This is a genomic window from Mucilaginibacter sp. OAE612 (assembly GCF_041806395.1).
Taxonomy (GTDB): domain Bacteria; phylum Bacteroidota; class Bacteroidia; order Sphingobacteriales; family Sphingobacteriaceae; genus Mucilaginibacter; species Mucilaginibacter rubeus.
Window position 1 is genome coordinate 578130 of sequence record NZ_JBGMUW010000001.1, and the last position, 24666, is coordinate 602795.

Below are 24666 nucleotides of genomic sequence, written 5' to 3' on the forward strand. Positions count from 1 at the left end.
TGAGCTGCGGGCCTAATTAAAAACCCACAACTCAGCAGTTAATAAATTATCTCAGGGGTTCCCTGTCATTTTTGGGGTATCCTTCTTCGTCAAGGTCGTCGCGGTCGTCTTCGGGAGTGTGAGAAAGGGCAGCATCAACCGGATCAATCTCAACGCTTTCGCCGTTGTCAATGTGCATTCCCAATTCATCTACATCGGTTTCAAGCGAACGATCTTCGTCAAATTCGCCGTCTACATCGTAAGGGTTTGCCTCGTCATAGGTGGAGTTAAAATCCTCGCCGTTTTTTGCGGCAGTATGATACGGATCGGGATGGTCATAATCCGGGTCATCGCTTTTAACATCGTATTCGTAGCTATTATCGTCCGGGTTATAACTCAGGTCTTCCTTATCAATGGTTTCGCCCAGTTCATCTTTCAGGTTTTCGTCGCGATCAGGCAGATCATCATTGAAACCTGCATCGTCTATTTGATCGTTGTTCATAGGTTTGTGCTTTTATTATATAAATATACGCAGTAAAAATCCTGCCAAAAAGCAAATCAATCAAAAAAGATTTAGCCTAAGCTTAATAATGGATCTGTTTCCGGTAAGATGTAACACCACCAATGGCAAATTTAAAACCTAAAGTAACCTGCGAATACGCGTCATTATGCGCGCCGGCAACGTAGGCGTCCAGATTATCGCCCATAATAAAATTGTACTGGTAGCCCAGGTCAATTTTAACTGCAGGCTGGTTGTAACTGTTAAACAGCTTAAACTCATAACCCAGCCTTAGTGGTATAAATATTTCATTTGTTTTGCGTTCGTAGGGTAATTCCAGGCCCTGCTCTAATAAAAGCGCATCTTGTGTTCTGTCTACAACATTATTATTAATGTATCCTAAGCCCGATGACAGGTAAAGGTTTTTAAAAGCATTGGCTACAGCACTTCTTGAGTAGTCAATTAATTCGCCTGCCTGTACCTGCACCCTGAAAGAGTAAGCACTGAAATGGTTTTCAAATTGCCTTTGTGTACTTGTAGCCGGCGAACCGCCTTTTAAACGGCCTACCTCCACATTAAATACATAATTTACAAACGGGCCTTGATTGTAAGTAAAGTTAAGATTTATAGAAGGTGTTGTTTTTAGGGTTTGCACATCGGTAGAACTGGCCTGGTTGATACCTGCGGCAAAGCCAACGTCATATTGTGCATAATCAAAGCCTATTTGGGCTTTAGCAAAAAAAGATACAAAACACAGCAGGATTATAATGGAGATTTTTAGTATGGATTTTATCATAAATAAACGGCAGCACCTGTATAAAAGGAGCTTGTTTTATGGTAAGCGTTTTATTTTATAAAAATAGCACCAAAGTTTATAAAAACAACAATGCCGGTGTTAATAATTGTCATTATAACGAAATCTATAATTTTTCATTGCGTTATTTGATAAAATTGATAAAGTCAATTTTATATATTTGGGCCGTTTGTATAACAAAAACCACATCAGGCATGTCAAAAATAAAAGTAGAGAATCCGGTAGTTGAACTGGATGGCGATGAAATGACCCGAATAATCTGGAAATTCATTAAAGACAAATTGATTACCCCGTACCTTGATCTTGATATTAAATATTACGATCTGGGTATAGAGTACCGCGACCAAACCGACGACCAGGTAACTATTGACGCAGCTAACGCAATTAAACAATACGGCGTTGGTATTAAATGTGCTACTATTACTCCCGACGAAGCAAGGGTGAAAGAGTTTGGGTTAAAACAAATGTGGAAATCACCAAACGGTACTATCCGTAACATATTGGATGGCACTGTTTTTCGTGAGCCTATTGTTATGTCCAATGTACCCCGCCTGGTACCTAACTGGACAGCACCTATCTGCATTGGCCGTCACGCGTTTGGCGACCAGTACCGTGCTACCGATTTCTTAACCAAAGGCAAAGGTAAATTAACCGTTAAGTTTACTCCTGAAGATGGCGGCCCCGAGCAATCATACGAGGTATTTAATTTTAAAGGTGATGGTGTTGCATTGACGATGTACAATACCGATGAGTCTATCAAAGGATTTGCGCATGCCTGCTTTAACCAGGCTTTAATGAAAGGCTGGCCTTTATACCTTTCAACCAAAAATACCATTCTTAAAAAATATGATGGCCGCTTCAAAGATATTTTTGAAGAGATCTATCAAAATGATTACAAACAAAAGTTTGAAGCAGCCGGTATCACGTATGAGCACCGCTTAATTGACGACATGGTTGCATCGGCCCTTAAATGGAACGGTAACTTTGTTTGGGCTTGTAAAAACTACGATGGCGACGTACAGTCAGATACTGTAGCACAAGGCTTTGGTTCATTAGGTTTAATGACCTCAACCCTGATTACTCCTGATGGTACTGTAATGGAAGCTGAAGCTGCCCACGGTACTGTAACCCGTCACTATCGTGATCACCAGGCCGGTAAGCCAACTTCAACCAATCCAATTGCCTCTATTTTTGCATGGACAAGAGGTTTGGAATTCCGTGGCATCTTAGATAAGAACACTGAATTGATCAATTTCTGCAAGGCTTTGGAAGAAGTTTGTATTGAAACTGTTGAAAGCGGCAAAATGACCAAAGATTTGGCCATCACCATTAAACCAAAAGTGGAGCATGGTACCGATTACCTGTACACCGAAGAGTTTTTGGCTGCAATTGACGAGAACCTGAAAAAACGCTTAGGTAAATAATTGCCAGGCGATTTAAATAAGAAAAAGCTCATACATTATAGTATGGGCTTTTTTGTTACACATTAAGCTGAGTAAACCAATTTAGCGTTTTCAATTTTCTATTTAACTCCTAACTTAGCGGGCAAAAATACATAACACTATGTCGGCATTATATCCATTAAAATTTAAAACCATATATAAAGACAAGATATGGGGCGGTCAAAAGATCAAAACCTATTTGCATAAAGATTTTGGCAGCCTGCCAAACTGCGGCGAAACCTGGGAAATATCGGGAGTGAAATCTGATGTTTCGGTTGTTGCTTCAGGCGCCCTTGAAGGTGAATCATTAGCCGATTTACTGGAGCAATACAAAGACGAGCTGGTTGGCAAAAAAGTTTATGACCATTTCGGTAACATCTTCCCTTTATTGGTGAAGTTTATTGATGCCAATGATGATCTTTCGGTACAGGTACACCCTGACGATAAGCTGGCTAAAGTACGCCATAACTCATTTGGTAAAACCGAAATGTGGTATATTATTGAAGCTGATCCGGGTTCGACATTGATCACCGGTTTTAACCAGGAAATGACCGAGCAGAAATATGTAGATGCTTTAAACAGCGGCCACATCATGGATATCCTTAATAAAGAGAAGGCAGTAGCTGACGATGTTTTCTTTTTACCGGCAGGCAGGGTGCATACTATTGGCAAAGGTTTGCTGATTGCCGAAATTCAGCAAACATCTGATATTACTTACCGTATTTACGATTTTGACCGTGTTGATGATAAAGGCAATAAACGCGAGTTACATACCGAAGAAGCTCTTGCCGCTATTGATTACAAGCATTATCCCGAATATAAAACCCAATACGAACCTAAAAAGAACGAGACTGTAAAACTGGTTACCTGCCCTTATTTTACTACCAATGTGCTCGATTTTGACGAAAGTACATCGAAAGACTATTCGGCACTTGATTCATTTGTGATCCATGTTTGTGTTGAAGGCGGTTATACTGTAAAATATAACAACCAGGCATACGCGGTTAAAATGGGCGAATGTATCCTGTTACCAAAAAGCATCGATAAAATTGAGCTGGAAACAACAGGTGGCTTTAAAATACTGGAAAGCTATATCGAATAATAGCATACGGTTGTTTCCTGCGTTTATGAAAAAACAAATATATTTTTTAAGCCTGGCCACAGTAGCATTACTTGCGGGTAATGCCTGCAAAAAAGAAAAGGGTGAACCTGTAAATGCTTATGCAGGTAAGTATTCGCTGATATCAGAAACGAATATAAACATCACCACCGGTCACTCAGATACCTATACAAACGTTGTATCTCCATGCATAAGTGATAACCAAACTACCCTGAAAGGTGACGGCACATGGACAGCCGCTTACGTAGGCGCTGAAGATTGTTATGTTTCACGGACTGATGATAGTTATACTATTATTGGGCAAAAGGGGGCATCTGCTTCAGGTTCCTGGGTGCAAAGCGGTAACCGGATAAAGTTTACTTTGTCTAATAAATCTGTTTCATACGGCGTGGTGAGCAATGTAGGCGGAAAAGTTCAGCTAACATTTAAAGATACCTCCCAATACTTTATTTCTACTTCGGTGTTAATGAAGCAATAATAAATACGGAGCCTTTTAGGTTCCGTATTTATTTACTTGCTCGTTCACTTGCAGTTAAACGTTGTCAAAAACCTCTTTTAACTGATTTATTCTTACAGGTTTGAACAGATAGTCAGAAACTTCAGAAATATTTTTAGCCCGGTGGATATCGTTAAGATCAACGGATGAGCTCACCATATAAACAGCGATCTTTTTCCCCGTTCGGGGTTTTATTTTCGCAAATTCATGCATAAACTCCCATCCATCTATAACCGGCATATTAATATCCAGTAATATTACATCAGGTAGGTTATGATCTTCGTTTGCTTTTTTCAATGCGCAAATGGCTTCTTCTCCATTTACAAAATGGCTTAATTGGGTATTCAGTTCCTTTATGCTTATTAATTTTTTTAGGCCGTAAACGTAAATACTATCATCATCCACAATCCAGGTGTTAGCCGGACTTCGCTCTGCAATCATCTATTGGTAATTTAATTATACCAATCTGATAGTAAATTTTGTGCCAACATTTACTGTGCTGTCAACTTTAATGCTTCCGCCTAATGCTTCAATCTGGTTACGGGTTATAAATAAGCCAATGCCTTTTGCATCCGTATTTTGATGAAATGTTTTATACATCCCAAAAATCTTATCGCCATAGCGGTCAAGATCTATACCAAGGCCGTTATCTTCAAAAATGAGATAAATATGTTTTCCTTCTGTTAAGGTATAGCATTTTATAACGGGCTGCCTGTCGGGGTGACTGTATTTTAAAGAGTTGGTAAGCAGGTTTTGTAAAATACTTTCCATGTAAGCCGGTATATAACTAATCTCGCGGCATTGCGTAAAGTCACCCTCAACATGGGCGTTTATGGTTTCAATATTATTTTTTAACGCCGAGCAAATGTTTTTGAACATGGGTTCCAACTCAACCACCTTTCGCTCTTTGGTAATTTCGGTTTGAATCTTAACTATTTCGTTGATGTGTTCGATGGTCAGGTCCAGGCTGTCGCTGATGGTTTTAATATGCGAAAAGATCTCCTCCCGTTCTTCAGTTGTTTCGGTTTGTTCAAACAGGTTTACCATAAATTGAAGGTTGCCCGTATGCGAACGAAGATTATGTGAAACAATGTACGCGAAGTTTTGCAGGCGGCGGTTTTGGTCCGTCAGTAAATTTATCGACTGTTCAAGTTTCAGCAACTTTCTTTTTTCGCTGTCGATATCCTGGATAACCCCTTTAACAGATGTGCATTTGCCCAGGTGATCAATCACAGGTACAGCCTTTACTTTTAGCCATAACATATTGTTTTTGGCCGAACGTAAGAGCAACTCAATATCAAATGGCCTGCTATCTTCAACAGTATGGTTAATAGCATTTTGTAAAACAGGCCGGTACGGAGGCTCAAAAAAACTAATAAACTCTTCAACGCTTAGTTTTAAATGATTTTGAAGATCAAATAAGTCATATACCTGTTTTGACAGCGCAATGGTACTGATGTTTTGAGGATCAATTTCCCAGATGCCTAAGCGTGCTGTTTTAAAGGCATCATCATTGGTGATTTGGTTATGTGCCGATAATAAGTCATCTTGTTTGTAACGGTTGATGTTTACAAGCGAACCGTAAACTATACTGCCATGCTCATCGTCCAGTTTCCTGATAGTGGTTTCAAACCACTGGTACCCGTTTTTTTTTGTTAAAAAACGTAATTGGAGCGGTGGTGTGTCTTCCGCTATCCTGTTGTTAATGGCGTTGAAAAAAAACGGTTTATCGCCGTGGTAAAGCAGATGTTCAAAAAAAGTATAAGCATCACATTCAATTTCATTGACTTGATAACCTAACAGCGTATAGAAGCCTGTTGACCATTTTACTTCCCTTGTATTGAAATTGTACTTCCAGATCCCCGTATCCAGATCATTGATCAAAGGGGTAAGATGTACATCATCGCCGGAAAGTTTGCCCTTTTCAAAAAAACTCATATCAACAATCTGTTCACTAATTCAACTTGTTTTTGACACGTGCATATGACTAAAACATGTGCCATGATTTGAAGTTTTTATAATTTATAACCATCAGTTGTATGGCCGTGGCTTCTTATCAATCATTTATTCCACATTTGGCCTGCTTCAAATATAATATTTTTGATACTTTATAATGTATTCTTTTACTGGTATTTACGGCTTGAAGAATATTTGGCCATATCTACTCTTAATTGAAGTGATATTTTACGAAAATATGCTCACACTTCATTTTTGTGTTAAAAAAATGAAGGTATCCTTCACAAAATTGTTTGATGTAATTGAATTGTAAAAAATAGCGGCCACCAGTTTAGTAAATATGGGTGAACTATTATTGGGTTTTATAATGTCCTATTTTACAGGCAATTTGCCGAGAATTTAACTTTATGGAAAATATTAAATCATTATTTTCTTATTAGTTCATCAAGCGCGTTTTTTGCAATCCATTTGGCTGATTTGCTGGGCTGGCCATAAATATTTTGTGCAGTGTTAATGGCTTTAACTTTTAATATATTATTCCGTTTGCCTATTTGGCGTAAAGCCCAGTTAATAGCTTTTTTAACAAAGTTTCGATTATCCCAGGCTTCCCGCTCCATAATAGGAAACAAGTCTATAAATATTTCGTCGGGCGCTGTTTTATTGTGAACTGCATATTCGGCCATTAAAACAAAACCGGCACGTTTTACAAATTCCTGCTCATGACTGCTATATTCCACGGCTTTATCAATGGCGAATGGGGTGCGGTCAAAAAGATTACCGCAAACCTGGTCGCAAATATCCCATGAATAAAAGTCGCTGGTCCAGCTGTCCATTAGTTCGGGGGTAACCTGTTTAGGATCGGCTATCATGGAGGCCAGTAACCGGGCTTCATGTATTTGTGTATCCCAAAGTGCCAAAGCCAACTCATGATCTTTTTTAATGACCTTCGCCAGTTTACGGATCTCTGGCAATTTTACCCCCAAAGCTTGTGAGCTATCAATACCAAAACGGGCCATCCCTTTTAGGTACGCGGCATCAGCTTTTTCTTTAAGCTGTTCAAGTAAAAATGGTACGGCATCCATTTAATTGGTCATGCTTTTCTTTTGGAGTGTATTGTGAATTGGCACTACCTGCATCAGTGCCGCGCTGCAATAAAAAGGGTGCAGCTCCATAACTAAGGCCCCTGCTTTGATGGCCGGGTCGGTTTCGGTAAGTTTTTGGGCTTCTTCCACGGTTTCTACATTAAAAATAAAAATGCCGCGTAAGGGTTTGTTATCCAGAAACGGACCGGCCACAACTAACTTACCCTCGGCAGCAAGGCGGCCAATATTTTTAAGGTGCGCCATCTGCAGCTGCATATTAGCCGCCGAATCTTTGAGTTGTGTTGGCCCTTCTTTTAAAAAGGCCATCACATATTTTTTCATACCATAATCATCGGCTCCGAGTTTTTTGGCCAGGACAGCATCGTAAACAGGTTTTGAAGCAGCAGTATTCTGGGCTAAGCAGTTAAGGCTTAACGCAAGAGCGACAATGATAAGTAAAGCTTTCTTCATAAAAAGTGATTGTTGATTATATCAAATATAATCTATTGCCAACCAAATAAAAAGCCGGGCAATGCCCGGCTCCTAATCATAATTTCAATATTAAAAATCCGAAATCGAGATTCCGAAATCCGAAATCAAAGATTTCCCCTTGCTTCTTGTTCACGTTCAATGGCCTCAAATAGGGCTTTAAAATTACCTGCGCCGAATGATTTGGCACCCTTGCGCTGAATAATTTCAAAGAACAGGGTTGGCCTGTCTTCAACAGGTTTGGTGAAGATCTGCAACAGGTATCCTTCGTCATCGCGATCAACCAAAATACCTAAGCGTTTCAACGGCTCAAGGTCTTCGTCAATATGGCCAACACGGTCAATCAGATCATCATAATAAGTTGAAGGAACAGTTAAGAATTCAACGCCCCGGTTTTGCAGTTCGGTAACAGTAGCTACAATATCATGGGTGGCAAGGGCCAGGTGCTGTACACCTTCGTCCTCGTAAAACTCCAGGTATTCCTCAATCTGCGATTTCTTTTTACCTTCGGCAGGTTCATTGATCGGGAATTTTACATAGCCGTTTCCGTTGCTCATCACCTTGCTCATCAAAGCCGAATATTCGGTCGAGATCATTTTATCATCAAAAGTGAGGATATTTCGGAAACCTAAAACCTCTTCATAAAAGTTAACCCATTCGTTCATTTTATGCCAGCCTACGTTGCCCACGCAATGGTCAACATATAGCAGACCGGTATCTGCCGGATTGTAATTATTTTCCAGCTTTTGATATCCCGGTAAAAACAAGCCCTTGTAGTTTTTACGTTCAATGAACATGTGCACGGTTTCGCCGTATAATTTGATGCCGCTGGTACGTACCTCGCCGTTTTCATCAGTCAGAGTTTGCGGTTGCTGGTATGGCTGGGCGCCTCGTTTGGTGGTTTGCTCAAAGGCATCATAGGCGTCGTCAACCCAAAGGGCCAGCACTTTTACACCATCGCCATGTTTTTTAACATGATCGGCAATAGGGTGCTCAGAGTGCAGGGGAGTGGTAAGCACTATCCTGATCTTACCCTGCTGCAAAACGTATGATGCCCTGTCGCGCACGCCGGTTTCGGGCCCGGCATAAGCCAGGTTTTGAAAGCCGAAGGCGGTTTTATAATAATGGGCTGCCTGTTTGGCATTGCCAACATAAAATTCCACATAATCGGTGCCGTTAAGGGGCAGGAAGTCAGCCCCCTCTAAATCTCCCCCGGTAGGGGAGACTTTTTTATCTAAAGTTTGTGTGTTCATGGTTAATTATTGCAATGATTTTTGAGTTATTGTATTAGTGGCCGGAGTTTAAAACCTTTCAGCTTTCGCCTTTAACCTTTCGCCTTACTCTTGCCAGCTCTTATAATAATTTTCGTCCTCAATCTTAATCGCGTCTTCCGTAAGCATCAGCGGCCTGAATGGGTCGATCATCACAGCCAGTTCGTCCGTTGATTCTTTGCCTATTGATTTTTCGACCGAGCCGGGATGCGGGCCGTGTGGAATGCCACCGGGGTGCAGGGTGATCTGCCCTTTTACCACGCTTTTGCGGCTCATGAAATCGCCATCTACATAGTACAAAACCTCGTCGCTGTCTACATTGCTGTGGTTGTAAGGAGCAGGGATAGATAACGGGTGGTAATCAAACTTGCGGGGCACAAAGGAGCAGATCACGAAGTTATTACCCTCAAAGGTTTGGTGTACCGGAGGCGGCTGGTGTAAGCGCCCGGTTATAGGTTCAAAATCATGGATGGACAGCGCCCAGGGATAATGGAAGCCATCCCAGCCAATAAAATCAAAAGGATGGGTGCCATAGATATAAGGATAAATGAGGCCTTGCTTTTTGATCAGGATCTTGAAATCGCCATGCTCATCATAAGTTTTCAGATTGGCCGGTAGTTTGATATCGCGCTCGCAATAAGGTGAATGTTCCATTAGCTGCCCGTACTGGTTACGGTAACGCTTTGGCGGACGAATAGGACTAAAACTTTCTACAATAAAAAGTCGGTTGCCCATGCCGTCAAACTCCATCTGGTAAATGGTGCCGCGGGGGATCACCAGGTAGTCGCCGTATTGGAACTTGATATTGCCGAAACCTGTTTTTAAAATGCCTGTACCTTCGTGAATAAAAACTACCTCATCGGCCTGGCTGTTCTTATAAAAATAGTCGGTCATGCTTTGGCGCGGCGCTGCCAGCGAAATATGCAGATCGCTGTTTACCAGTACCGGCTTGCGGCTTTGCAGGTAGTCATCCTCGGGCTGGATATTGAAACCTATCAAACTGGTATGCTTCAGGTGTTTTTCGCGTGCTATTTTAGGTTCCACACTATAAGGCTCGCCAAGGGTTTTTACAATGGTGGGCGGATAGGCGTGGTACACCAGTGAATAAAGGCTTGAAAAACCTTCGGTTGATACCAGCTCTTCGGCATATAAACTACCATCGGGCTTACGGAATTGCGTATGCCGCTTAGGCGGAATTGATCCTAAACTATGATATAGAGGCATGGATTGGTTTAATTGGTTAACAATAAAACGTATAAAATGCTGATTTGTGTTCGGGCTAAAAAGTCGTAACGCATAGCCTGACCATTTAATAAATAATGGTTAAAAATAATAGAGGAAAGAGGAGGGGGAATTAGTATTGCGCCAGCACGATCTTGGCAAGCATAGCATCTCTGAACGATGACGCATCGCTCATGGAGGTTAACCCCAATGAAAACAGAAAATGCATTTGTACGCGTAACATGATACTAAGTTAGCGGGATTATATTTAGGATGCAAGTTTTGGGTTGAATAGTGAGTGGTTGATTAGGTGACTGGTTAGTTATTTTTTAATCCTTACGCCGCCGCTCGGCTCCAGCCCATAGCCATTAACCTAAGAGATTAATTTAGCACATGCGCTTTAAAATCCCCTCTTGAGAGGGGGCGTAGTGGGAAAGAGCGGGAGCAGGGGTGTGTTATACAAGCGATAAGCTGCACGTAGAATAACACACCCCTCCACCCCTCTCAAGAGGGGAGTCGCACATTCCCTCGCTTTGAAGAGTTTTTTCCTTAAGTTAACGGCTATGGGCTGGAGCCGAGCGGTGGCAGTATATCTTTATATACGCCCGCGAGAGGGACCTCTCAACTTAATCAACCATTCACTATAATTCCCTCAATCAAAATCATTAGCTTTGATTATACCAATTAAGCTACTCTATGAAATTAGTATCCTATAAAACCGAAGACCGTGAACATCTTGGCGTTTTTGTTAATGGCCATATCTACAATTTAAACTCCTGCGATAAGCTGATCCCCGACAATATGAACGAGTTTTTATGGGGAGGCCCCGAACTGATGGAGCATGCTGCACGGGTTAACGAAGATATCCGGTCGGGAAAGATAGAGGCTAAAGAGGAACTGTTTTTTGAGCTGATGGCACCGGTACCCCATCCAACATCATGTCGTGACGGTTATGCATTTCGCCAGCACGTGGCTTCGGCAAGGCGCAACCGTAAGCTGGATATGATACCTGAGTTTGATCAGTATCCTATTTTTTATTTCACCAATCACAACGCCATACAAGGCCCCGGCGAAATTGAATGTATGCCCGATCATTTTCAAAAACTTGATTTTGAGCTGGAAGTTGCCGTTGTTCTCAATAAAAAAGGGCGTAACATTACAGCTGCCGAAGCCGATAGTTTTATAGCGGGATATATGATCATGAATGATATGAGCGCCCGCACCCTGCAAATGGAAGAAATGCTGCTGAACCTTGGCCCGGCGAAAGGTAAAGATTTTTCGACGGTGATTGGTCCCTGGCTGGTAACACCCGACGAACTGGAGCAATATAAAGTACCTGCAAAACCTGGTCATACAGGGAATGCCTATAACCTGGAGATGAAATGCGTGGTGAATGGCAAACAGGTATCCGCAGGTAATATGGCCGATATGGACTGGACCTTTGCCGAGATCATTGAACGTGCTGCCTATGGATGCGATGTATTACCGGGTGATGTAATAGGTTCGGGCACGGTTGGTACAGGCTGTTTTCTTGAACTGAATGGCACCGGTGTACTTAATAATGCAGATTATGAACCACAATGGCTGCAGCCGGGTGATTTGGTTGAAATGGAGGTTACCGGTTTAGGCATGCTCGGGAATATTATTAAAAAATCCAATAGTGATTTTTCGATATTGAAGTTGAAGAAGTAAGAAATAATACCAGTAAGCATAAAATGCGTCATTGCTATAACCCACCAGGAAACCCCGGGAAAAAATGGTTATGACCTTTAAAATGTATTATGACGTGCGGGGCCGCGTTAGGGATTGCAGTGAAAAGCCCACAGCGCGTGCAGGGATTGCGGGTAGGAAAGGCGAGGACTTGTAACGGAAAGCCCGGGCCGCAGGCAACGCCCATGTTATAAAATTGATCGAGAAAATATACTTAATAATCAATAACTTATAATTCCGTCATTATAAGGTACGAAGCAATCCCAAACTATACAGAGGGACTTGTATAGCTTCTCTGCCAATTGGGGATTGCTTCGTACCTCGCAATGACGGTGAAAGTAAAACGTCCATGCCCACCATCCACATATCCGATCTTTCTCCTGTTCAACTGCAAAGCTACCTGAACTTTGCGGTAGCTCCGCGACCGATTTGCCTGGCCTCAACGGTTGATAAAGCCGGGAATGTAAACCTGAGCCCTTTCAGTTACTTTAATATTTTCAGCGTTAATCCGCCCATATGTATTTTTTCGCCATCACGGCGGGTGAGGGATAATACCACCAAACACACGCTCGAAAATGTAAAAGAAGTGCCCGAATGCGTGATCAATATTGTTAATTATGATATGGTGCAGCAAACTTCGCTCTCAAGCGTAGAGTATCCGCAGGGTGTTAATGAGTTTATTAAATCGGGTTTAACACCTGTACCATCCCAATTGGTAAAACCGCCACGCGTGGCGGAGTCATATGTGCAAATGGAATGTGTAGTTAAGGAGGTTGTTGAATTGGGACAAGGCCATGGCGCCGGCAATCTTGTATTCGCCGAAATCAAGATGATGCACATTAATGATGCCGTTTTAGACGCGGATGGCAAAATAAACCAGGCCAAAATGGACCTGGTTGCCCGGCTTGGCGGCGACTGGTATTGCCGGGTTACTAAAGATAACCTGTTTAAAGTAGCCAAACCCAATACCAAAATGGGTATAGGTGTTGATGCACTGCCTTATGCTATCCGCAACTCGAGGATCCTTACAGGTAACAACCTCGGGCAATTGGGTAACCTCGAAGCTATACCCGGCGATGAGGCTATCGAAGCCTTTGCGCTTACCCCGGAGATAAAAGAAGTACTTGATGCCACCATCGGCGACAGCCAGACCCGTGAGCTGCAATTACATTTGAAAGCTAAGCATTTACTTGAAGAAGAGCGGGTTGAAGAAGCTTTGATGGTGTTGCTGATGGAATGATAGCTGAATACGTATTCTTCTGCCAGTGTGAGACGGATCATCAGCTACATCCCTTTAAAGTCTGTTATAGTGTTTCCATCATACCGGTACACTCCACCTATAGCACCAAACCAAATATTTCCTTTATCATCTTCTAAAATCCCAAAAACCATTGGCTTATTAGTTATTTCGGTTACTGATGGCTTTTTATCAGACAAGGATTTTTCATCGTAACGGGAAAGCGCCCAGGCCGCTGTATTAGCGCTAAAACCAGAAAGTACCCTGTTGGGGTTATCAGCACTTTCTGAACTTGTCCAAATGTTTCCTTTTTTATCTTCGTAAACGTAACCCGCAAATTTCCGGGTGAAATTGGTAAATGAACTACCATCATAGCGCCACAGTCCATCACCGCCGGCGAGCCAGATATTGCCCTTTTTATCTTCCATTACAGAACGAACATTGGTAAAAGGTTTACCATTACGGCTGAAAACGTTAAATATTTTTCCGTCGTACACAAAGGTGTTGCCTCTTGTGGCAAACCAAAGCTTGCCCGTTCTGTCTTCAATAATTGAATTAACTTCGTAAGGTGCCCTATCCGGAAATGTTTTCCCTGTTGGGTCTTCATTCATCCCATATCCGTTTATGATATAATTCCGAAATGATATTCCATCATACCGGCTTGTTCCACCCCAAACGCCGAACCAGATGCTGCCTTTTTTATCTTCATAAATACTTACAACATCATTATTGAGAAGGCCATCCTTTATTGTAAAATTACGAAAGGATTTCCCGTCGTAACGGTAAACACCTGAACCGATAGAGCCGAACCACAAGTTGCCTTTCCTATCTTCTAAAACAGAAAAAAAGCGGGCCGAACTCACTTTACTTGTGATATTGGTAAAGGATTTCCCATCGTACCGAAAAATACCATCAAATGCAGCAATCCAAATGTTGCCTTTTTTATCTTGTATGATATTACGGGTGATTCGGTTAGGTCCGGCGAAAGGGATTACGCTTTCGGCATGCTTTTGCTGGGCCTGTGCAGGGGAATAAATTACTCCTGCCAGCAGAATAATCAGGCAGGACAAAACGTTTCTTTTATTTTTCATATCATATCAAAGTTGATCCAGCGAAATTACTTTGATACCTTACTGTCAGAAGAACCAGGATTGTAAATAAAAATGTAAACTTTGTAAATAAAGTCTCCATGTTATGCCTGGTGGCCGAAGTCTCCTCCCCGGGGAATGCAAATCCTTATTCGGATTGACATTGAGCGTGTGTTAACGCCAGAAGTGTTCGGAAGAAATAGAAAAAGCGAGGGATTGTGCGATTCCCTCCCCTGGGAGGGTGTAGGGAGGGGTTTTATTCACAGACTTATTCGCCTGAAATGAAGTATAAACCCCTCCCTGCCGCCACGAAATCCAGCCGCACCCCTCCCAAGGGAGGGAATTAAAATCTTTCGAATACTTCTGGTGATAATACCGATCACAAGCTAAATATTTGAGCCCCATCCGCGTAATCAAAAAATCAACGGTTAATAAGCGTATTCCTTCCCCTTAAGATGATAATCAACTGGTAGCTGTCGTTTTTCAAATAATTCGTAAGCCGGTTTGAGGCTGCGCCAAAAGGCATCCTGTCTGTAAGCCGCATAGCGCTTTAAGTTTGCGTCATCCATCCGGAAAGGGAAAATATCAACACGGACTTGCTTTTGGCCGGCTACAAATGCCTCGTAAACCAGGGTATAAATTTCTTCTATCCGTGCATCGGTCATGGCATAGCAACCTATAGAAGCACAATGCCCATGTACCATGATGGCACTGCCGGTATAACCTTTGGCTTTTTCCACAGCATTAGGATAGCCTACATTAATAGCCAGGTAATAGTTGCTTACCGGGTTTAGTTGTTTGGGCTCTATGGTATATAAGCCTTCCGGGCTTTTACCGTCGCCGCTGCGGGTTTTGGTACCTAACCCGCCTGAATATGTGCATACGTCATAAGTTTTAAAGAGCTGGTATTTATTAGCCGATTTTACCCATACTTCAAGTACGCTGATGTCTTTAATGATACGGAGGTACACTGAGCCATAAGGGGCAAAGCCTTTGTCTTTAAGCTCTTTCTGAAGCTTAGGCCATACTTTAAAACGTACATCGTTGGCTCTTTTGCTGTCGGGGATTTCGGTTTTGTGAAGTGCTGCCAATATAATTAATAGCAGCAATGTAATTGGTTTAGGCATTGGTCAGGTTTTTAACTATAATTATAGTTAACGGAGTTGTTGGAAGGAAATTATGCGGGAGGGGAGATTTTTTTATTGGCTAAAAATGCAGGTTATAATCTCCATGTCATTGCGAGCGCAGCGCGGCAATCGCACGGATGCATAGCCGCTCTGTATAGCATGCGATTGCTTCGTCGTCCCTCCTCGCAATGACATTTTTTTGTTGTAAGTAGTTGGTTCTATATCCCCAGCACCTGTTTCAACTTCACATACCCTGTTTTACTTACCGGGATTTTAGCGCCTGATTTCAGGATGGCCAGGTGTGCGTCTTTTTCGTATGGGTCGATACGGGTGATTTGTTGTATAGCTACGATGTAGGAACGATGAACTCGAACAAAATGATTAGGATCAAGGGTTTGCTCAAAAAAGCTCATGGTTTTGTTTTTGAGGTACGAGCCTTCTTTGGTGATCACACTTACATAATCATCATCGGCCTGTAAATACTCAACATCGGCAACGGGGATGATCTTTACCTTGGTGCCGGTTTTAACCACAATACGCTCATGCTGGGCGGGCGACTGGGTAGCGGCGGTCTCCAGCAACTCTTCCGTTTGCTTAACGGCAGGTTTTGGCGCGGCTGAGGCCAGGAACTTTTCAACCGCTTTATTAAACCGTTCTTTACTGAATGGTTTTAATAAATAGTCAACCGCGTGGGCTTCAAAAGCTTTGATGGCGTATTCGTCAAATGCGGTGGCAAATATTACGGCAGGAGGTTGTTCAACCAGTTCAAGCATTTCGAAGCCGGTAATTTTAGGCATCTGGATATCTAAAAAAACCAGGTCGGGCTGGTGCTGCTGAATGGCTTTGAGGCCTTCAAAGCCGTCGTTGCATTCCTGTATCAGTTCAATGTCTTTAAAATCAAGCAGGTATTCCCTTACAACCATGCGGGCTAAAGGTTCATCATCAATAATTAAAGCTCGCTTCATAGTTGCGGTATTTTTATAATGGTTGTGTACAGATCATCGCTCGCATGGGTTTCCATTAAATCATTGCGGGCATACAGCAAATATAATCGCCGTTGCACTCCCCGCAAACCAAAACCTGTACCTTTTTTTGGTTTCGATGTTTGTGGGTCATATGGGTTCTGTACCATTAAGTTCAGGTAGCCATCCTCAATTTCACCGCGAATGCTCACGGTAACTTCGCCTATGGTGTCGTACAGGCCAAATTTAATGGCATTTTCAACCAAAGGCTGTAACAGCATGGATGGTAATATGGCACTTCCGCATTTGGGGTCGCAGCTTATTTCGGTTTGTAAACGGTGGCCAAAGCGTACTTTTTCTATATCGAGGTATAAATTAAGATGTGCCAATTCCTCGGTAAGGCTAACCTGTAACTGATCGTCCTTTTTAAGCGTTCCGCGTAAAAAATCGGATAACTGGTGGATCATCCTGCGGGCTTCATCAGGCTTAAAGCCAATAAGCGCGTTTATAGAGTTAAGACTGTTGAACAGGAAGTGGGGTTGTAATTGCTGACGCAGGTTATAAAGCTCGGCCTCGCGGGCCAACTGCTCGGCTTCGGTTTTGCGTTTCAGGGTTTCTTTCTGGTCGAGCTGTGAAAACCACAGTAAGCTGATCATAGCCATCCAGCCGATAGCTAAAAAGTCGGTAAAAAAGCGGATGGTTAACGACTGGGCCAGGAAACCGGTGTAAATTGTGTCGCTGTTAATGAGCGGTAACAGGTAACGGCAGCCGGCGGTGCAGATCCCTGCCAGCGCAACGCACCAGATAAACAGGTTAATATAGCTGCCCTTACCCGGCTGATAGTAGCGTAAGTTATTGTTGATAAGCCAGCAGGCACATGAAAGCAACACGGCGCTCAACAGGCCATCTGTTGCGGCGGTGAACCATAAAAAACCAAAACTATGAATGATGTAAGTTTGTAATGCAGCCCAGGCCACACCGCATATTACAAATGCCGCATATAGTTTTGATGTTTGTATTGATGGAACTTCCAAAACGGTTACTTTCTGTGGTTTTAAGGTTTAATTTCTGATGCCCAATAAGGCCGACTTATGATGTGCCCAGGCAATGTACAGGTCGGCATCGGGTGTTTCGTGTATGTTGTAATACAATTCGGCGCCGTCGGTAAGTTCGCCAAGTTGGTTAAGCTCGGCTACATCAATAAATTGCCATTTAACGGTTTGCTTTTCAATATTCTTAAAGCTATCCTGGTTGGCGTGACCTATGCGGTTGGCTTTTTCATAAGCCACCAGTTCATTATCTGCGCTGATTAACCTTAATTGCTCATCAAACTGCGCCTGATGGTCGCCATCCCCGCTTATCACCCTGAAAACTAATTTTGCTACGTACCAGTTCATGTTTTTATGCTTTTCGTAATTAGCTGCCTTGATTAATTAATAACTGCGGATATCTACACCCGCAAATATGGATACGCCTTTAAGTACCAGCACCTTCTCGCTGCCTACACTTGCGGTGCTCCTGATGCGCTTATCATCAACACTGGCAAAAACTGCTGCCAGGTCAGATACTACCTGCCAGTTTGATGGCACAATAATTTTGGTGCCGCCGAAGATCTGGGTAATGTCAATGATAATACGGCCGTTAATATCTGCCTGGGTAAAATCAAGCTCGGCACCGCCAAATATGTTTACGATATCGCCACCGCGGAACTGTTTGGAAAGGATGGTTTTGTTAACCCCGCCAAAAATGGATACGGTATCGATATAATCGTCGCCGGAGTATTTGGTGTTGTATTGCTGTTGTTTTTGAGCGTAGGGATCAACCGGGGGGATCTCGCTGCCTTCTTCTTTTACGGTGTAGTCAACAGTTTCGGCTTTTTCAAATTGGAAGGGCTCTTTTTTATCCCAGTTGGTCCATTTTTCTCCTTTGAAATCGTTTTTCCACTGCTGCGGATCAAAATGTTTGTTGCGTCTTAATATCAGCCACATACCAAATCCAATTACAGCTAAGGGGCCTACTATCCGATCGGAGTTGTTAATGTTTTGGGTGATCAGGAATACAGTACCTAAAGCTACCAGCAATACCCACGATGCCTTTTTGTAATTATGCTTGGCGCCTATGTATATCCCCCAGAAAATAAGCCATAAGGGCCACAGGGAAAGATGAGCGGGTATGAAAAAAATTCGGAATTGCTGAAGCAGCAATATGCCGCCTACAGCAAGTAAAATGATCCCGGCAACAGATTTGCCTTTGTTGGGATCTTTTGGATGTTCTATATCGTTGTTCATTGTATTATCTGCAAATTAAAATCATATCCAAAACTAAGGTAACATTATAGTTGAGCCAAACAAAAATTGGCGATGTATTTAAAGAAATCGGTGAGTGGGGATGTTTTGGCGGTGAAAAAGTTGCGGTTGATTATTTATCATCGGGCAAAAATAAAAATTTGTATGTTGCGACAGTTTTTTATCAGTAAATAACCATACTAAACTTTATCATATTAAAAAATGAAACAGGAATACACTATATCGCTATACTGGCGAATTTTTTATGGAGCAATGGGGACATCAGCAATTGTTTTTTCATTATTCCTGCTAACTAAACCGACTAATGGACTTATTATATTCCCCGTTGTATTTGGAACGGGAGGTGTGGTAACATTAATAAACCAATTTAAAAGTAAGCTTATAATATCTGATTACAGTATTGTAAGAACGACCGTATTTGGTACCAAAGAGCTTTTGCGTGCTGATATTAAAGGTTTCAGGATTAACAATAAGGTAATTGTTATTGAGCCTGTAGAAGCAGGCTATTCCAAAATAAAAATTCGCGACTATTCAAGCATCGGGAATCTTAATAACCTAACCTCTTGGTTGCGCACTAATCTTAAGGATTTAAATAAAGAAGATTACGAAAAGGAGAAAAATGATATAATAAATAATGCTAATTTGGGATATAGCGAAGGGGAGAGGACAGACAAGTTTAAAGCAATAACACGGTTATCGGGGATATACAACTTTGTTGGGTTTGTACTTTTTGTATTGTTCTTGTTTTTTCTGAGGGATACCAGCGCGGCTGATGCAATATTATTGGTTTTTCCTTTAATTGGTATTTCGATTATTTATTTCAGTAAGGGGCTTGTAACATTAATTTCTAAAAGAAACAGCGCTTATAACAATGTAATGCCGGGCTTATATCTCGGAGTATTATTATTGGTTTTAAAATCTCTGAATTATTATCACATAACTAACTATGATAAATTAACTGTTCCAAGTCTGATTTTAGGTTCAGTTATTCTCGGAGTATTAGCAGTGAAAGGATTTAATAACACATATAGTTCACGTATCGGGCAATTTTTACTAATGATTATATTTTCAGCAGCTTATGCTATAGGGGTAATAGCCAATGTTAATTGTTCTTTTGATAAGTCAAGTGCTCAAATCTATTCTACAACTGTAACCGATAAATTTATCTCCTATAAGCATGCAACTAATTATCATATCCGGATAGATAGTTGGGGGGATCATCACGAAGCGGAATATATTATAGTTCCCAAATCTTTTTATTACCATACAAGTGTTGGCTCAACGGTGCGTGTAATGGAGAAAAAGGGACTTTTTAAAATGCCATGGTTTTATGTCGACTTATAATATTTTTAAATCGATGGGAGGACAAACAAAAAGCCGGAGCTTTTTAAAAATGCCCCGGCTTTGATATATGATGGATGATTGAGTTTAAGCTTCGGTTTTGGGTTGTTCAAAGTCGAAGTGTTGTTTAGCTTTTTCGTTCTTTTCCCAGAAGTCCCGGTCGGTTTGTTTGGCCGGTTTGATGGCTATCCAGGTACCAAGCAGCATCAATGCAATTGGCCAGGTTATGCGGTCGGCGTTATAAACGTTATCATTTACCAGGAATATGATGCCTAACAGTATCATAAAGATCCATGATGGTTTTTTAAAGTCATGTTTGGCACCCATGTAAGCGCCCCAGGCTATGAACCACATTGGCCAGCTAAAAAGCCAGTCGGGAATAAGGAAGGCATTGAGCTGATCTATCAGAAATAAACCACCGGCGGCCAGTAAAATTATTCCTAACATGATTTTGCCATTTCTTTTGTTTTCGGTGTTTATTATATCGTTGTTCATCGCTTTAAGTTTTAATGTTACCCAAAACTACAGCAACATGGCAGGCGGGTCAATCAATTATTGGCGATGTAAGGGGAGATGTCGGTAAAGTAGGGGATAAAGGCGGTGAAAAAGAAGCGGAGCGGCAAGAGCCAGGAAGTCAAGAGTCAAGAAGCAAGATATAGAAAGCGGCAAGAGGTCAAGATGGAAGAAACAAGATAAAAAGGAAAAGCTTCATTTAAAAAAGCGAATTGTCATTTCGACGAATGAGTAGGGTAAAGTGTGTGTGGAGAAGCAGAAATCTTATACGCCCTGCTTTAAGCCAATGCATCGCTGCTTTACAAGGCGTAGAAGATTTCTCTTTCGCCCCGATGCTCAATACCACTGTCGCTCTGTCGAAATGACAACAAACAAAAAAGCCTCCCTTCAGGGGAGGGTTGGGTGGGCCTGTTATTCCGGTTCCTGCTGGCTGAGGCAGTGGAAACTGCCGAGGCCCCAGATAATGTCGGTACTGTCAATGCCTACAACCTTGCGGTCGGAAAAGCATTTGGTTAATATATCAAGCGCTTTATCATCGTTCTTTGAACGGTAAGTAGGCACAATCACGGCCGAGTTAGCTATATAAAAATTAGCGTAAGAGGCCGGTAAGCGGGTGTCTTCATAAATTACCGCGTCGGGCATTGGCAGCTCAATAATGTTAAGTTGTTTGCCGTTAAGCAGGCGCATGGTTTTCAGCGTTTCGAGGTTTTCCTGTAGCAGGTGATAGTTTTCATCGTTCTTATCTTCCTCCACAACGGTAACTACGGTATCCTCGTTTACAAAGCGGGTGATATCGTCGATATGTCCGTCGGTATCATCACCTACAATGCCATCACCCAGCCAAAGGATCTGTTCTGCGCCATAATAATTTTGCAGGTAGCTTTCAATCTGTTGCTGGTTAAGCTGCGGGTTCCGATTTTTGTTAAGCAGGCAGGCAGTAGTAGTTAAAATTGTGCCTTTACCGTTAAAGTCGACCGAGCCGCCTTCCATTACTATGCCGGGATTAAATATCGGCAAACCAAAGTGGTTACCTATTTTGGTAGGGATTACGTCATCCAAATCAAATGGGGGGTATTTGCCGCCCCATGCGTTATAACCCCAGTCTACGATAGCTTTTTGACTTGTAGTCGGGTTGATCAAAAACGCCGGACCGTGGTCGCGGCACCAGGCATCATTGGTCGGGAATTCAAAGATCTCTATTTTGTTAAGATCAACACCTGCGTTTTGCAACTGGAAAATCACCGAGGCCTTCATATCAGCATCAGTCACGTTAATGCGTACCAGTTCGCCTTCGGTAACAATCTTTATAAACTCAATGTAAGGCGCGTAAATGGTATCGATCTTGCCAGGCCATGATGCCTCTTTGTGAGGCCAGCTAAGCCAGGTAGCGGTATGTTTGGCCCACTCGGCAGGGAAAGAGAAGCCTTGCGCCAAAGGCGAGTCCGAAAGTCCGGAAGTCCGAAAGTCGGGAAGTGAGGATTGGGGTGATATATCTTTCAATGGTGACATTTAATAATTGGTTATTTTAGAGAGTTACGCAAACCATTCAACATTGCTAAAATTTCTTCGCATTGCTGATATAGTTTTGAAAAATTTTCGTCAGATATCAAATTCCGCTTTTGTGCTAAGTAAAGACATCCCACAACTTCAATATCCGATCGTAAAGCATAACCGACAAATTTATTAAACTCTGCGTTTGATTGGCCGGTCGAGCCTTCAGCAATATTTAATGAAATAGAATCCGCAGCCCGTTTTATCTGAGATGTTAAAATAAACAACTCATCTTTTGGAAAAGTTTTGGTTAGGTCATGAATGTCGGCCGACAGATCGACAGCTTTTTGCCATACAACTAACTTTTCAAACTTAAAACTCATATAAACTCTTTCTTTCGGACTTTGCTGACTTTCGGACTCAAGACATTAGTCCTCGTCTAATAACCTTTTAGTTATCGGCTGATAAGAATCTATGCGACGATCTCTCAAAAACGGCCAGTGACTTCTGTAATAATCAGATTTATCAAGATCCAATTCCTGTACTACAACTTCTTCATCATCGTGTGATGTTTGATGGATGATCGCGCCGAAAGGATTGGCAAAGAATGAACCGCCCCAGAATTTTACACCGGCTTCTTCACCTACACGGTTCGCGCTTACCACGTGTATGCCGTTAGCTACAGCGTGCGAACGTTGAATAGTTTGCCATGCGTTGTATTGCTCAACGTTGGTTGCTTCATCCTGCGTGGTAGCCCAGCCGATAGCGGTTGGGTAAAATAATATATCGGCACCCATTAGGGCAGTGATGCGTGCAGCTTCAGGATACCATTGGTCCCAGCAGATGAGTACGCCTACGCGGGCAAATTTGGTGTTGAATACTTTGTAGCCCAGATCGCCGGGGGTGAAGTAAAATTTTTCGTAAAAGCCCGGATCATCAGGGATATGCATTTTGCGGTATTTGCCTAAATAGCTTCCGTCGGCATCAAGCACAGCGGTGGTGTTATGGTAAACACCCTGAGCACGTTTTTCAAACAATGAAGCAATGATCACCACATTAAGCTCGGCAGCAACTTTTGAAAGCTCATCGGTTGATGGGCCGGGAATGGCTTCGGCCAGCTTAAAATTGTCGTAATTTTCTTCATCGCAAAAATAAAGTGAGGTAAAAAGTTCCTGTAAACAAACTATTTGCGCGCCTTTAGCAGCGGCTTCCCTTACCTTAACAATTGCTTTCTGTAGGTTCTGCTCTTTATCAGCAGTACAGCTCATTTGTACTAAACCAACTTTTACTTTACTCATCTCCAAAAAATTTGCGCAAAAATAACACTTTGTTATTAGGATTTCACCGATTTGATATTATGATTACACAGAGTTGAATATTTGATTACAATGGACATAGTTTAATTATTTGAACTATGAATTGACCGGTTGAAAATAACCCTGAAATAATAACCTGATTTACCGGTTTTAATGTTTCCTGAAAACAAAATGAAGTTTTTTTGTTAATTGACTATCCGATACATCGAAATAAAAAAATAACATAGCTTTGCAGCCGAATGACACAAACAGAAGATCTCATTGACGAAGGTGCCGAACACAAAACCTGGAAAGGTAAACTTTGGGGCGTTATAAAAGTAATCCTTATCATAGTAGTAACCGGTGGCTTGCTTTACTATGTATTCAGTAAGGTGCCGTTTGCTAAAATTAAATATCGCTTACTTCATGCCGACCGGGCCTGGTTAGCTGCCGCTATTGCTTGTTATATCGGGTCGATGTTTTTTTCATCATGGCGGTTATTAAGCTATTTCAAATCCATTGGTTTACGGTTAGACTGGCGCTTCAACCTCCGCCTGTATTTTCTTGGCTTGTGCTATAATGTGTTATTGCCTGGCGGTATCGGCGGCGATGGTTACAAAATTTACCTGCTGCACAAGCGCTATCATTTGCCTACAAAAAAAGTGTTCTGGGCTATCCTGTTTGACAGGCTTAGCGGTTTTTGGGCCATCGGTGCCATTGTAGTGGGCCTGGTTATTTTAATACCGAGTTTCCCATATCACCTGGCCTGGCCGCTTGGTATAGTATTGGTTGGTTCTGTGATCTATTACGCCGTAGCCCGCAAATTTTTTAAAGAATACACCCACAACTTTATACAGGCACATTTAAAAGCCATAGGTGTACAAAGCATGCAATTGCTTACCATTATTTGTTTACTGCTTGCGCAGGATTTCAACGGTAAGTTTGCTCCGTATCTGCTGTCGTTTCTTTTCTCGTCGTTAGCGGCAATTATTCCATTTAGTTTGGGCGGCGGCGGCATCCGCGACGCGCTGTTCCTTACATTGGCCCGGCAGTTTAACCTGGCCGAAGATATGGCTGTGTACCTGAGTTTTGGATTTTATCTCATCTCAATTATTGTAGCTTTATTAGGTGTATATTATGTGCTTATTCCTAAACGACTTGAGGCTGGCCTTAAAAAAGGCGAAGAACCAAAGTTGGAAAATCACCCGATAGAAGAATAATATTCTG

Annotated in this window: 26 protein-coding genes; 8 read left to right on the top strand and 18 right to left on the bottom strand. The window is 42.1% G+C overall.

The window, feature by feature from the left end; all coding sequences use genetic code 11:
* Positions 1-46 precede the first annotated feature (46 nt).
* The gene (locus tag ABID99_RS02575; RefSeq protein ID WP_129571867.1) at positions 47-481 is read right to left on the bottom strand and encodes a hypothetical protein; all 435 of its coding nucleotides are present in this window, start codon (positions 479-481) and stop codon (positions 47-49) included.
* A gap of 82 nt (positions 482-563) precedes the next feature.
* Positions 564-1274, bottom strand: coding sequence for a hypothetical protein (locus ABID99_RS02580; protein ID WP_373612735.1), 711 nt, complete (start codon positions 1272-1274; stop codon positions 564-566).
* A 212-nt stretch (positions 1275-1486) separates the two neighbouring features.
* Between ABID99_RS02580 and ABID99_RS02585 the strand changes: the two genes are divergently transcribed.
* The 3 genes from ABID99_RS02585 (at position 1487) to ABID99_RS02595 (ending at position 4332) form a co-directional block, all read left to right on the top strand.
* A complete protein-coding gene (locus ABID99_RS02585) occupies positions 1487-2716 on the top strand; it encodes an NADP-dependent isocitrate dehydrogenase (protein WP_373612737.1) in 1230 nt (409 codons plus the stop codon).
* Between the two features lie 139 nt (positions 2717-2855).
* A complete protein-coding gene (locus tag ABID99_RS02590; RefSeq protein ID WP_373612739.1) occupies positions 2856-3836 on the top strand; it encodes a type I phosphomannose isomerase catalytic subunit in 981 nt (326 codons plus the stop codon).
* 25 nt (positions 3837-3861) lie between these two features.
* On the top strand, positions 3862-4332 hold the full coding sequence (locus ABID99_RS02595; RefSeq protein ID WP_373612741.1) for a hypothetical protein: 471 nt from the start codon (positions 3862-3864) through the stop codon (positions 4330-4332).
* 54 nt (positions 4333-4386) lie between these two features.
* Here the strand turns inward: ABID99_RS02595 and ABID99_RS02600 are convergent, their stop codons facing one another.
* From ABID99_RS02600 to ABID99_RS02625, 6 genes are all read right to left on the bottom strand, one after another.
* Positions 4387-4791: a response regulator gene (locus tag ABID99_RS02600; RefSeq protein ID WP_373612743.1), complete on the bottom strand. Its 405-nt coding sequence runs from the start codon at positions 4789-4791 to the stop codon at positions 4387-4389.
* 15 nt (positions 4792-4806) lie between these two features.
* Positions 4807-6288: a PAS domain-containing protein gene (locus ABID99_RS02605; RefSeq protein ID WP_373612745.1), complete on the bottom strand. Its 1482-nt coding sequence runs from the start codon at positions 6286-6288 to the stop codon at positions 4807-4809.
* Between the two features lie 443 nt (positions 6289-6731).
* Positions 6732-7388 carry a DNA alkylation repair protein gene (locus ABID99_RS02610; protein WP_373612746.1) on the bottom strand — a complete coding sequence of 219 codons (657 nt, stop codon included), beginning with the start codon at positions 7386-7388 and terminating at the stop codon, positions 6732-6734.
* On the bottom strand, positions 7389-7859 hold the full coding sequence (locus ABID99_RS02615; protein ID WP_373612747.1) for a YciI family protein: 471 nt from the start codon (positions 7857-7859) through the stop codon (positions 7389-7391). It abuts the gene before it with no gap.
* Positions 7860-7984: 125 nt separating this feature from the next.
* Positions 7985-9130, bottom strand: coding sequence for a 4-hydroxyphenylpyruvate dioxygenase (gene hppD, locus ABID99_RS02620; RefSeq protein WP_373612748.1), 1146 nt, complete (start codon positions 9128-9130; stop codon positions 7985-7987).
* An 84-nt stretch (positions 9131-9214) separates the two neighbouring features.
* Positions 9215-10372, bottom strand: a complete 1158-nt coding sequence (locus tag ABID99_RS02625) for a homogentisate 1,2-dioxygenase (protein ID WP_188833304.1) — start codon at positions 10370-10372, stop codon at positions 9215-9217.
* 693 nt (positions 10373-11065) lie between these two features.
* Between ABID99_RS02625 and ABID99_RS02630 the strand changes: the two genes are divergently transcribed.
* Together ABID99_RS02630 and ABID99_RS02635 are read left to right on the top strand one after the other, a co-directional pair.
* A complete protein-coding gene (locus ABID99_RS02630) occupies positions 11066-12061 on the top strand; it encodes a fumarylacetoacetate hydrolase family protein (protein WP_188833303.1) in 996 nt (331 codons plus the stop codon).
* Between the two features lie 367 nt (positions 12062-12428).
* Complete coding sequence (locus ABID99_RS02635) at positions 12429-13319, top strand: flavin reductase family protein (RefSeq protein ID WP_176628078.1); 891 nt, start codon at positions 12429-12431, stop codon at positions 13317-13319.
* Between the two features lie 44 nt (positions 13320-13363).
* Here ABID99_RS02635 and ABID99_RS02640 read toward each other — a convergent pair whose 3' ends face one another.
* From ABID99_RS02640 to ABID99_RS02665, 6 genes are all read right to left on the bottom strand, one after another.
* Entirely contained in the window at positions 13364-14407 is a 1044-nt protein-coding gene (locus ABID99_RS02640; protein WP_176628079.1) for a two-component regulator propeller domain-containing protein, read from the bottom strand.
* 425 nt (positions 14408-14832) lie between these two features.
* Positions 14833-15531: a L,D-transpeptidase family protein gene (locus ABID99_RS02645; RefSeq protein WP_373612750.1), complete on the bottom strand. Its 699-nt coding sequence runs from the start codon at positions 15529-15531 to the stop codon at positions 14833-14835.
* A gap of 218 nt (positions 15532-15749) precedes the next feature.
* Entirely contained in the window at positions 15750-16496 is a 747-nt protein-coding gene (locus ABID99_RS02650) for a LytTR family DNA-binding domain-containing protein (protein WP_090528453.1), read from the bottom strand.
* A complete protein-coding gene (locus ABID99_RS02655) occupies positions 16493-17527 on the bottom strand; it encodes a sensor histidine kinase (RefSeq protein WP_254780116.1) in 1035 nt (344 codons plus the stop codon). The genes ABID99_RS02650 and ABID99_RS02655 overlap by 4 nt, the downstream gene beginning before the upstream one ends.
* A 27-nt stretch (positions 17528-17554) precedes the next feature.
* A complete protein-coding gene (locus tag ABID99_RS02660) occupies positions 17555-17890 on the bottom strand; it encodes a DUF4288 domain-containing protein (protein WP_090528450.1) in 336 nt (111 codons plus the stop codon).
* Positions 17891-17926: 36 nt separating this feature from the next.
* On the bottom strand, positions 17927-18781 hold the full coding sequence (locus ABID99_RS02665; protein WP_090528447.1) for a LiaF domain-containing protein: 855 nt from the start codon (positions 18779-18781) through the stop codon (positions 17927-17929).
* A 50-nt stretch (positions 18782-18831) separates the two neighbouring features.
* On the opposite strand from ABID99_RS02665, the gene ABID99_RS02670 reads away from it, so the two are divergent.
* On the top strand, positions 18832-18969 hold the full coding sequence (locus tag ABID99_RS02670) for a hypothetical protein (RefSeq protein WP_175490003.1): 138 nt from the start codon (positions 18832-18834) through the stop codon (positions 18967-18969).
* Between the two features lie 31 nt (positions 18970-19000).
* Positions 19001-20143 (top strand): hypothetical protein, encoded by a 1143-nt coding sequence (locus ABID99_RS02675; protein ID WP_090528444.1) that lies wholly within the window; start codon positions 19001-19003, stop codon positions 20141-20143.
* An 84-nt stretch (positions 20144-20227) separates the two neighbouring features.
* On the opposite strand, the gene ABID99_RS02680 is transcribed toward ABID99_RS02675, so the two are convergent.
* The 4 genes from ABID99_RS02680 to ABID99_RS02695 form a co-directional block, all read right to left on the bottom strand.
* Complete coding sequence (locus ABID99_RS02680) at positions 20228-20635, bottom strand: LiaI-LiaF-like domain-containing protein (protein WP_090528441.1); 408 nt, start codon at positions 20633-20635, stop codon at positions 20228-20230.
* A 429-nt stretch (positions 20636-21064) separates the two neighbouring features.
* The gene (locus ABID99_RS02685) at positions 21065-22162 is read right to left on the bottom strand and encodes an agmatine/peptidylarginine deiminase (RefSeq protein WP_373612752.1); all 1098 of its coding nucleotides are present in this window, start codon (positions 22160-22162) and stop codon (positions 21065-21067) included.
* 11 nt (positions 22163-22173) lie between these two features.
* Complete coding sequence (locus tag ABID99_RS02690) at positions 22174-22527, bottom strand: four helix bundle protein (protein WP_176628874.1); 354 nt, start codon at positions 22525-22527, stop codon at positions 22174-22176.
* A gap of 45 nt (positions 22528-22572) precedes the next feature.
* Positions 22573-23442: a carbon-nitrogen hydrolase gene (locus ABID99_RS02695; protein WP_373612753.1), complete on the bottom strand. Its 870-nt coding sequence runs from the start codon at positions 23440-23442 to the stop codon at positions 22573-22575.
* A 257-nt stretch (positions 23443-23699) separates the two neighbouring features.
* Here ABID99_RS02695 and ABID99_RS02700 point away from each other — a divergent pair, with 257 nt between their 5' ends.
* The gene (locus tag ABID99_RS02700) at positions 23700-24659 is read left to right on the top strand and encodes a YbhN family protein (RefSeq protein ID WP_373612754.1); all 960 of its coding nucleotides are present in this window, start codon (positions 23700-23702) and stop codon (positions 24657-24659) included.
* Positions 24660-24666 lie beyond the last annotated feature (7 nt).